This window comes from Jatrophihabitans sp. (assembly GCF_036389215.1).
In the GTDB taxonomy this organism is placed as follows: Bacteria; Actinomycetota; Actinomycetes; order Mycobacteriales; family Jatrophihabitantaceae; genus Jatrophihabitans_A.
This window is the reverse complement of record NZ_DASVQG010000210.1, coordinates 1-10,495: the sequence shown is the minus strand read 5'-3', so window position 1 is coordinate 10,495 and position 10,495 is coordinate 1. Positions and strand designations below refer to the sequence as shown.

7 protein-coding genes and 1 pseudogene are annotated in these 10,495 nt (G+C 68.8%); 4 read left to right on the top strand and 4 right to left on the bottom strand.

The features are described 5' to 3' along the window. Positions 1–147: 147 nt before the first annotated feature. Positions 148–1,170, top strand: coding sequence for a non-homologous end-joining DNA ligase (ligD, locus tag VF542_RS11285; protein ID WP_408651807.1), 1,023 nt, complete (start codon positions 148–150; stop codon positions 1,168–1,170). 17 nt (positions 1,171–1,187) lie between these two features. On the opposite strand, the gene VF542_RS11280 is transcribed toward ligD, so the two are convergent. Then, complete coding sequence (locus VF542_RS11280; RefSeq protein WP_408651806.1) at positions 1,188–1,559, bottom strand: VOC family protein; 372 nt, start codon at positions 1,557–1,559, stop codon at positions 1,188–1,190. 318 nt (positions 1,560–1,877) lie between these two features. On the opposite strand from VF542_RS11280, the gene VF542_RS11275 reads away from it, so the two are divergent. Then, positions 1,878–4,961 carry a hypothetical protein gene (locus tag VF542_RS11275; RefSeq protein WP_408651805.1) on the top strand — a complete coding sequence of 1,028 codons (3,084 nt, stop codon included), beginning with the start codon at positions 1,878–1,880 and terminating at the stop codon, positions 4,959–4,961. Here the strand turns inward: VF542_RS11275 and VF542_RS11270 are convergent. Further along, positions 4,961–5,122 (bottom strand): annotated as a pseudogene (locus VF542_RS11270) (primosome assembly protein PriA); the annotation flags it as partial. The gene VF542_RS11275 and the pseudogene VF542_RS11270 sit on opposite strands and share 1 nt — an antisense overlap. Positions 5,123–5,172: 50 nt before the next feature. Here VF542_RS11270 and VF542_RS11265 point away from each other — a divergent pair. Next, a complete protein-coding gene (locus VF542_RS11265) occupies positions 5,173–5,997 on the top strand; it encodes a hypothetical protein (protein WP_408651804.1) in 825 nt (274 codons plus the stop codon). A 5-nt stretch (positions 5,998–6,002) separates the two neighbouring features. Beyond that, a complete protein-coding gene (locus VF542_RS11260) occupies positions 6,003–6,953 on the top strand; it encodes a hypothetical protein (protein WP_408651803.1) in 951 nt (316 codons plus the stop codon). Positions 6,954–7,327: 374 nt separating this feature from the next. Here the strand turns inward: VF542_RS11260 and VF542_RS11255 are convergent, their stop codons facing one another. Continuing rightward, positions 7,328–9,385, bottom strand: a complete 2,058-nt coding sequence (locus VF542_RS11255) for a primosomal protein N' (RefSeq protein WP_408651802.1) — start codon at positions 9,383–9,385, stop codon at positions 7,328–7,330. Between the two features lie 114 nt (positions 9,386–9,499). Then, positions 9,500–10,495, bottom strand: a 996-nt coding sequence (gene metK, locus VF542_RS11250; RefSeq protein WP_408651801.1) for a methionine adenosyltransferase, incomplete at its 5' end; no start/stop codon positions are given.

The window sequence follows — 10,495 nt, the reverse complement described above, 5'->3', positions numbered from 1 at the left end:
GGAAATGTGAGGGCGGGGCGGGCCTCAGCTGTCGCATAGTGTGTGCAATTCGCTCAGCACGGGACGCAACGGGTGGCAGGAACTCGCCGAGCGCGCAATCGGCCGGATGGTGCCGAATTCTGCCGTCGGTGGGTGCAGGATGGCCGGATGAGCAAGGACGACACTCGCGACGGCGTCGCGCTGACCAACCTCGATCAAACGCTGTTCGAGGGTGCGGCTGCCACCAAGCGGGATCTCGTGGACTACCTGGACGCGGTGGCCAACCGGATGCTGCCGGGGCTGCGGGACCGGCCGCTGTCGGTGGTGCGGATCCTGCGCGGGCAGGAGGCGTTCATGCAGAAGAACGTCCCGAAGTACACCCCGGACTGGGTGCGGACGGTGCCGGTGTGGGCTGAGGCGTCCAAGCGCGAGATCTCCTACGCGTTGTGCAATGACCGGCCCACGCTGCTGTGGTTCGCCAACCAGCGGGCGGTCGAGTACCACCCGACGCTGTTCCGTGTCGATGAGCGGGACCGGCCGACGCACCTGGTGATGGACATCGACCCGCCGGAGGGGGCGGCGTTCTCCGTTGCCCTGCAGGCGGCGTTGCTGGTGCGCCAGGCACTGGCCGATGCCGGCATGGCGGGTGCGCTGAAGACCAGCGGCGCCAAAGGTGTGCATGTGATGGTGCCGGTGGCGGGCGCGGCGACCGAGGAGGTGGCCGCCGCAACCCGCGCGCTGGCGGTGCGCGCCGAGCGCCTGGATCCGGAGCTGGCCACTACGGCCTTCGTCCGGGAGGACCGGGAGGGCAAGGTGTTCCTGGACTCGACCCGGGCCGGTGGCGCCACGGTGGTGGCGGCTTACAGCCCGCGGCTGCGTCCCGGAGTGCCGGTGTCGTTCCCGCTGTCCTGGGATGACCTGGATGGCGTCGAGCCGGGTCACTTCACGGTGCACACCGCGCTGGCGTTGCTGGGCACGGATGATCCGTGGGCGGAGCGGATGCCTGAGCCGCAGCCGTTGAACGCCGTCCTTGTCGAGGAGGGCCGGCTGATCCCGATCGCCCGGGTGGCCGCCATGCACGAGGGCAAGCGGCGCGCGCGTGCCCGCCGGGAGTCGGCAGCCCCGGCGGGGGAAGTCGCCGAAGCCACCGACCAGTCACCTGAGGCGCCAGCTCCTGACCCGCTTGGCTGATCGTTACCGCAAGGTAGTCACTGGCGCACTGGCAGCTCCTGCAGGATCCAGCCGTTGCCGTCGGGATCGTCGAAGGTCACGAACGAGCCCCACGGCTGCACGTCCACCTCGCTGGCCCGCACGCCATGATCGAGCAGGTGCTGGCGGGCCGCCGCCGCGTCCGGCACCACGACCTGCACGCCGCGCTGGGTGCCCGGCGCCATCTGGGTGATGCCGGTGCCGAACGCGATCGAGCAGGCCGAGCCCGGCGGGGTCAGCTGCACGAAGCGCAACTGCTCGTTGACCTGCTGGTCGTGGTCGGCGTGGAAGCCGACCTGGTCGACGTAGAACGCCTTGGCCCGGTCGACATCGGTCACCGGGATGAATATGAGTTCGATTCTCCAGTCCATGCTCAGGAATCTAGGGCAAGGCTCTGACAGAAGTGCCGACCGGCCCCCGCCGGGCCCTCATATCTTCAAAGCTGCACATAATGGGTGGGGTGATTGAATCGGAAAAACACCCGCTAACTGGTTATGGAGCAGGAACTTAGTGGCCGTGTGCCTACATACTTTCTCCACGTGCCAGTCGCTTCGCATTCCCTAGCCTTGTACGGTGGCGGGTGGACTGCGTGACGCACCTGCTACCTCTGTAGCCGGTACAGCGAGCGCTACCTCTAGCCAATGTAGCGACTCGTGGTCGGAAGGCTCGCCGGAGAAAGATCAGCTGTAATGGAAGACCTGGCGGCACTGTTACTCAAGCTACGCACATGGGTGTACCTCATCATCTTGAGCGCCGTGCTCATCACGCGGAGTCAGATGTCCAGCCTGCTCGGCAAGATCGCCAGTTCGGGTGCGACGCCTGCAAACATGGACGTTCTGACACGACCGCAAGCCGGCCTTGGCGTGCTGCAAAACGCCGTGAGCACGTGGAACTCGTCTGGTCAGCCGGATCTCGCCAGAAAGCTGATACAGGGCAGCATCGTTACCGATGTCGCGCTTATGGCGTTGTATGGCGTGCTATTAGCGCGATTCCTCAGGTGGTGCCGCAGAGACAGGCCCGATTCCACCTGGCGGGTTTATATCCCGCTCATCGTGGCTCTTATCGCAGATCTGTGCGAGAACGTCGCAAGCCTCCGGGTGAGCAATGCCGTGCACGACGGTCCTTCGCCTAGCTTGCCTAGCTGGGCAGCCTGGACCGTCGTCATTGCCACCTGGGTGAAGTGGGCGGGCTTGGCGGCAACCCTCACATCCTGTCTCGCCCTTCGTCTCGCAGACCCAGGTGTCTCTGATCGCGCCGACTACGACGATATGACTCCGACGGACAAATTCCGCGCGCATATAGAAATCCTAAATAAGGAACATCCCGTGCCGGACCGCGTCTGGACTCGATTACGGGTTCAGATGATGTGCGTGGCGCTGTTCTTCGTCCTGATCGCTGTGCCGCTCAAGGCCCCGCTCGACCAGGTGCCGGATACCATCCGCAATGTCGCCGACGGTGACCAGCGGATCGGGAACTCTTTCATGCAAGAGCTCCTGTTGCTGCTGCCCATCGTCGTGCTTCTCTGCCCGGCCATCTGGGCCGTTGGCCGTCTAGCGCTACTCGATCTATATTGCTCCCGGCCCAGGAGGACCCCGGCGCGCACACCGCGTCAACTGCTCGTCCTCGCATCGGTGTTCACTGCCGTGTACGGGATCGTCAGCTGGAGCGTGGCGGGGACCGACGCTCAGCTGACAGCCGGCGGTTTCGCCATGCCGCTCGTGGCTGGCGTGATGCTGGCCGTCTCGTGGCTTGTCACAGGCAGCCCGCCGTGGTCAACGCGACCAGCTAACCACCAGGACAAGGTGGATGTACCGTTCGGCCAGGTGCGAGAGAAGGTCCGAGCCGCCTCCTTGATCCTGACTGTTCTACCGCTCGCGGCATTCGGCCTCGGCGTGATTCGCGCCTTCTTGCTTGCGTCCCTCCTGGATCCATCCACGCTATACATCCTCCTCACCATCTCCGGGTTCGTGATCTCCATCGGCGGTAGCACGTTCAGCTTCTACGCGATGGAGGCTTTCGAGCGCCACGTTCTCAAGGACGAGGAGATCGAAGAAGCTGACACCCAGTGCATCCGGCTGGGCGTGGGCGTCGGCCCGATGCGCCCATACCCGATGTACATGTGGCTGCCGATCACGCTGCTGGCATTGCTTGCAATCGTCTTGGCCTATGCGATGGTGAGGTTAGGACTTGACCCGTTCACCGACCCGTTCACCGGGAAGAGCACGGCCCATGGGGTGGGGATCATCAGCGTCTTCCTCGCCACTATCGTGCTGGTCAGCGGTGTGGCGCAGTACCGCGCGGAGGTCCGTGCGCCGATGCAGATCTTCGACAAGATGCAGCTGAAGCGGAGTCCGGTCATCGGCTGTTGCCTGGTCGTGTTGATGGCGGCCGGATTTCTCGGTGGCAGCTCGAGCTACCACGACGTTCGTTTCACTGATGCCGCAGTTCCGGTCGCAACGACGTCTTGGGACGACGAGGTGGTGGCATGGGGTGAGCAGGCGATCGCATGCGCTGGCGGTAGGCGGCTACCGGACGGCTCCATCCCGATGCTGTTCGTCGCGGCGCCCGGCGGTGGTATTCGCGCCGCTTACTGGACGGATCATGCTCTTGCCCGCATCCAGCGAGCACCGTGCGGCAAGCAGTGGGTGTTCGCAGCCAGTGGGGTCTCGGGCGGCAGCCTAGGGTTAGCGGCGCGGTACGCCCCGGTGAGTTCCGACGGGACCCCCGCGCCTGCCACCCGGTATCCCAGTACTGATCTGGCCACGGAGGCCGCGCTGGCCGCCAACACGGCGAGTGACTTCTTTCGCGACTTGCCAGCGTTCCTGATCGGCGTCGACCACGCTTGGGATGACCGAGCCGCCGTGCTGGAACGGTCCTGGGAAATGACCTATCCCCCGTTGGCGAAAGGCTTCTACAGCGCTATGCGGCCCGGCGTTGTCGGGATGACTGACAAGTACTGGCGCCCGATCATCGTCTTCAACGGCACCGAGGTAGATACCGGCTGCCGCTTGCTGGTCTCGCCCATGAGGCTCGCGGCGACGGACGTCACCGAGTCGGTCTGGCAGTGCCGTGGCGATCAGATCCGGACGGAGGCGTCGGCCCTGGTGCCAGCTGCGCTCGACGCGCAGGACTTCAGCGCCCGGAGCATGTGCCCGGAGGGCACCGCAGTCGAATTCAGCATCGCCACTGCCGTGCACCTATCGGCGCGGTTTCCGTATGTTTCGCCGACCGGAACCTTGCGCGGCTGCCGCGCAGGGGGCAAGGAGATAGTCGGCAACAACACGGTGGCGATTGCGGACTCCGATGGCGGCGCGAACGAGAATTCCGGAATCGACACCCTGCTCGCCGTGTGGCGGGCCGTCAGTCCGGCTGTCGCGAGATTTCCCGGCACCCATCATGGGGTGCGCTTGACGCCCGTCCTCGTCGTGCTCCGCAATGGCTACCTCGGCACCGGCCCGTTGAAGAAGACCAGACCTTCGCCACAGCTCATGGCGCCCGGAGCGCTGCTCGGCGCGAAGAAGCTAGGCGTTGATGAGCAGGTGCTGCTCGAACGTGCTCAGTTTGCCTTCGGAGAGAACGTCTACCTGGTCGCGCCGAAGGACGGTCCTACGGTCCAGGCACCGCTCGGTTGGATGCTGAGCCGGATCAGCCAAGGTGAGCTGGACCGTCAGCTGGATGACCTGTCAAGCGACGACTCGAAGAACACGTGCACGAGGATCGTCGGACGCCCGTCGGCACTGCGATGTTTGCTTGACCTCCTCGGGCCGTCCTAGCGCCGCAACGCCTCCTCCGCCGCCCGCAGGTCCGGACGCGACAGCAACGCCCAGCCGTCCGGCAGCAACGCCGCCCCGTCGCCGTCCGGGGCGACCGACTCCGCACCCGGCGTCGCCACCACCAGCGCCGGCCCGGCCGGAACGTCGGCCAGCACCGCATCACTGGTATCTCGCAACGGCGGGCTGGCTCCTGCACTGTGGGAGGTGTCGCATGACCACCAAGGTTTCACTCATCACCCGTGCGGCCGCCGCGGTGATCCTCGTTGTGCTAGCCGCCGGGTGCACCACGTCGACGGACTCTGCCGCCCCGTCCTCGGCAGCAGGTTCCACCGGAACGGACAGCTCGAGTCCCGCGGGCGATTTGACATCATCCGGTGGCTCCGGATCGACCCACAACCCGGCCGGCGCGTCACCCTCCGAGGCGGACTCGACTCCTGCTCCGGAGGGCACCGGCCCTGAATCACCGCAGCCGGCGAAGAACGGCGGCCCGAGTATTTCGGGCGCCTCGCTGCCGATCGGGGGCGGCGGCGACGAGGCCGACGGCGTGCATCAGTGCGGCCGGGTCAGCCTGACCGGCGTGGCGTTGCCGCCAGGCATCTCGATCTCGGTCAGCGACATCAAACTCGACCCATCGAACATCTTCACCGTCGGTGGCGATCCGTGCGGCCCGGAACCGCCGTGCGCGACCTGGACCTGGACGACCGAGACCAGCGACGCGGCATGCAGGGTGGCGGTAACCCAGGTGATCGATTCCGCTGCCTCCGTGACACTGAAACTTATCGGCACTGTGCACTGCCCCGACCAGCGGACCTGCGATCAGGTTCGGAGCCAACTCACGGGGTCCCAGTTCCTGTTCACCGCCGTGACGGGCGTCGTTCCCAGCGGTTCTTCCTCGCCATCGGCCACCGACGGATCGAGCACCGCTGACGGCTCGGGCGCAGGCTCCAGCGGTTCCCCGGCGGTGTCCGGGTCCGCTGAGCCGTCGACATCCACCGAAGCATCGACATCCAGCGAAGCATCGACAGCGGGGAGCTGACTTCGGTGGCGGATGACCAGTCCCGTGGTCAGGTCGAGCGCTGGCTGAGCGTAGCGACCACCGTCATCGCGCCGGCGACCGTGCTGAGTGCCTTGCTCTTCTACTTCGGCTACGTCTCGGCCCGCGCGCAGTACGACTACTTCGGCGTGGACGTCGACACCATCGGGCTCAGCACCCAGGACTACGTGATGCGCAGCCCGCAGCCGCTGCTGGTGCCGCTCCTGGTGCTGACCGTCCTCGCGGTGCTCGCACTGCTGGTGCACGCGGCGATCGGCCAGCGGATCGCGGGAACCGATCCCGGCGTGCTGTCACAGCTCGCCCGGTACCGCCAGCTCGCCCGGCGGACGGTCCTGGGAGGGCTGCTGCTGCTCGGCGGCGGCATGGTGCTGCTGTTCTGCTATCCGTACGTGCGGGAGTGGCCGTTGTTCGCCCTGGTCACGCCGCTGCTGATCGGCAGCGGGGCGGCAGTGGCGGGCTACGGCGCGCGGGTCCAGTCGCGACTGCAGCCGCCGCGACCAATGCCGGAACCGGATGACGCGGCAGGTGGCGGCCACCCGCCTGCCGACAACTCGCTGCTGGCACTGCGGCGCTCCGCGGGCGGCGCGCTGGTCATCGTCGTCATCGCGAACATCTTCTGGGCGACCGCGACGATCGCGCAGTGGTCGGGCCGTGGGCTGGCGCACTACAACGCCAGCCACCTGGACCGGCTGCCGAGCACGATTCTCGACACCCATGAACGGCTCTTCCTGCGGTCCCCCGGCATCGAGGAGACGGCGCTGCCGGCCTCGCCGGGCCAGACGTTCCGGTACCGCTACCGGCACCTGCGCCTGTTGATCGAGGGGAGCGACCGGATGTTCCTGGTTCCGGACCGCTGGTCTGCCAGCAATTCCACCCTGATCGTCCCCCTCGACGGCACGGTGCGGGTGCAGTTCCAGTTCCAGAACGACCCGCCGTGAAGGATTCCCGGCGCAGCTCGGCGGCTGGTATCGGCTGGAGACCTGCAACCGATCAGCCGGGTACGCGGCACCTCTTGCGAGTCTGGGGCCGGCCGACTCGTGGGACAACCCACTGGTGGGGACGAGGTATGACCCGGTCCGCCAAGCCCCACGCCAACACGATGACCTCGAGTACCGGCGGCAACGCTGGGAGCAGCGCAGCCAGCACTGGGATGAGCGGTTCCACGGGCACTCGGCGAGCGAGAAGCCGCCTGCCCCGGAGCATCCGGACGGGTGAACCCGTCGATGAGTGCCGAGCTGGCACCGCCTCGGCTACGGCTCCTTGCCAGCCTGGACAGGTATGCCGGCCGGTGTCGGTGATGGCGGTGCGGCTGTCAGAAGAGCTCCAGGGGATCGAGCATGACGCGCACCGCTCCCCCGGACTTCCGCGCCGACCGCACCGCCGCCGCCGCGTGCAGCGCCTCGGCCAGCAAGACCCCGTCCGGCCGGGGCACCCGCAGCAGGCTGCGGATCTGTTCCGAGGAAGCACCGCCCCGAGCAGGCGCCACCGGCACCGAACCGAGCTCCTCGGTCGACTCCGGCAGCTGGCTCAGCGACAGCAGCTCCGCCACATCGGAAGGAGCCCCCACCAAGGCGGCCATCCGGCTGATCGGCGGAAAGTGCAGCTCCCGCCGGTCAGCCAGCTCCCGCTCGGCATGCCCCGCCGGATCCCACCGCAGCAGTGCCTGCACCACCGGCAGCGAGGCATCCGCCCCCACGATCACCGTGCCGTCACCGCGCACCAGCGCAGCGGCGTTAGCCCACCGCCGCAGCGCCTCCTCCGCCGCCCGCAGGTCCGGCCGGGAGAGCAACGCCCAGCCGTCCAGCAGCAACGCCGCCCCGTAGCCGTCCGGGGCGACCGGCTCCGCGCCCGGCGTCGCCACCACCAGCGCCGGACCGGCCGGGATGTCGGCCAGCACCGCGTCACCGGCGCTCACCCGCAGCACCACCCCCGGAAACGCCCGGCCCAGTTCCTCGGCGGTGCGCGAGGACCCCACCACCATCGCCCGCAGCCGCCCCTCGCCACACGTCGAGCAGCGCCAGTCCGCTGCCGGACGCCCGCACCACCGGCAGGAGGGCACCGCCTGGGCAGACTCCAGCGCCAAGGGCCCATGGCAATGCGTACACCGGGCCGGCGTCCGGTCCCTCGCGCAGGCCACGGCCGGTAGGTACCCCCGCCTGGGCACCTGCACCAGTACCGGCCGGTCCGCCTGCAAGGCCACCCGGGCGGTCTTGAACGCCAGCGCAGGCAACCGGGCCGCTCGCGCGGCCGGGTCACGTTCGAGTTCGGCATCGTCGCCGAGCGCGATGAGCCGCGGCGACGCGGCCCGAAGCACCGCCCGGTCGGCCACGATCGGCTGCGCCCAGCCCGACTCCAGCAGCAGCGCCGCCTCGGCGGTCCGGCCGAACCCCGCCACCAGCAGGGCGGCACCGCTCATCGACGCCCGCAGCACCGCCACATCGCGGGCGTGCGGGTACGGCGCCCGCGGCTCGGCATGCAGGTCGTCCCCGTCGTCCCAGATCACCACCAGTCCCAGGTCGGCCACCGGCGCGAACACCGCCGACCGGTTGCCCAGCACCGCCCGGATCGCCCCGCGCCGCACCGCCAGCCAGCGCCGGTACCGGGCCTCCGGCCCGAGGTCGGCGCTCAGAACCACGTGTGAGCCCTTGAGCAAAACCGCCTGCAGGGCCTTGTCGACCCGCGCCGAGTCCCGGACGTCGGGCACCACCACCAGCACCCCCCGGCCGCCGGCCAGCGCCGCCTGTGCCGCTTCGGCGATCCGGGCCGGCCAGTCCTCTCCCGGCACCGCGTTCCACACGCCCCGGACCGGCCGGCCTGCCTGCACCGCGCTCAGGTAGGCAGCACCGGCCCGGTACCGCGCCCACCCGGCCGGGTCGGGCGCCGCCGGCACCCCAGCGGCTTCGACCGCCACCGCAGACTCGGCACGGGCATGCCGGGGCGGCACGCCGAGGCGCAGCACGTCGGCGAAGCTGCCAGCCCACCGGTCGGCCACCGACCGGAACAGCACCGAAGTCTCCGGCGTCAGCACCGGCTCGTCGCCCACCCCGCGTTCCAGGTAGGACAGCCGGCCGTCGTGCTCGCTGGCCGACAGCCGCTCCAGCACCCAGGCGTCGATCAGCCGGCCGGCAAACCGCACCCGCACCCGGGAGCCCGGCCGCACCACCTCATCCAGCTCGGCCGGCACCAGGTAGTCGAACGGCCGGTCCAGGTGCGGCAGCGGCGAGTCGACCGCCACCCGGGCCACCGGCAACGTCTCGGCCGGTTGCCGATCCCGCGAGGGGCGATCCCGCGGTGGGCGCACCGCCCGGCGGACGGCCTCCCGCGCCGCCAGCCCGGGCAGGCTGGGCGCGTCGGCGGGATCGGCGGTCACGGCATATGCCTACCAGCAGCGCCTGACCGTTCCATACCAACGGCCTGCGGAGCCAGGGCCGGCAGGTTCCCGTAGACCCGGAAAGGTTCGACGCCGGTGTGCGGAGGGAACCGCTCAGCTGTTGGCGAGCTTGGCGAGCTGGTCGGCCCGGTCGGTGCGCTCCCAGGTGAAGTCGGCGTCCTCGCGGCCGAAGTGCCCGTACGCGGCGGTCTTCTGGTAGATCGGGCGCTTGAGGTCCAGGTCGCGGATGATCGCGGCCGGCCGCAGGTCGAAGGTCTCGTTGATGGCGTCGACGATCTTGTCCACCGGGACCGTCTCGGTGCCGAAGGTCTCGACGAACAGCCCGACCGGCTCGGCCTTGCCGATCGCGTAGGCGACCTGCACCTCGATCCGGCTGGCGAGCTTGGCCGCGACCACGTTCTTGGCCACCCAGCGCAGCGCGTAGGCCGCGGACCGGTCCACCTTCGACGGGTCCTTGCCGGAGAACGCGCCGCCGCCGTGCCGGGCCATCCCGCCGTAGGTGTCGACGATGATCTTGCGGCCGGTCAGGCCGGCGTCACCCATCGGGCCACCGGTGACGAACCGGCCGGTCGGGTTGACCAGCACCCGGTAGTCCGAGGTGTCGATGGACAGCCCCTCGAGCACGGGCCTGATCACGTGCTCCTCGATGTCGGGCTTGAGCAGGGTGTCGAGGTCGATGTCCTCGGCGTGCTGGCTGGAGACCACCACGGTGTCCAGCCGGACGGCCTTGTCGTCGACGTACTCGATGGTGACCTGGGTCTTGCCGTCCGGGCGCAGGTAGGGCACGGTGCCGTTCTTGCGGACCTCGGTGAGCTTCTCCGACAGCCGGTGCGCCAGCCAGATCGGCAGCGGCATCAGCTCGGCGGTGTCGTTCGAGGCGTACCCGAACATCAGGCCCTGGTCGCCTGCTCCCTGCGCGTCCAGCGGGTCCTGGGCCGACTCGGCGCGGTGCTCGTAGGCGTCGTCGACGCCCTGGGCGATGTCGGAGGACTGCGCGCCGATCGACACCTCGACGCCGCAGGAGTTGCCGTCGAAGCCCTTGTCGGAGGAGTCGTAGCCGATGCCCAGCACCGTCTCGCGCACCAGGCT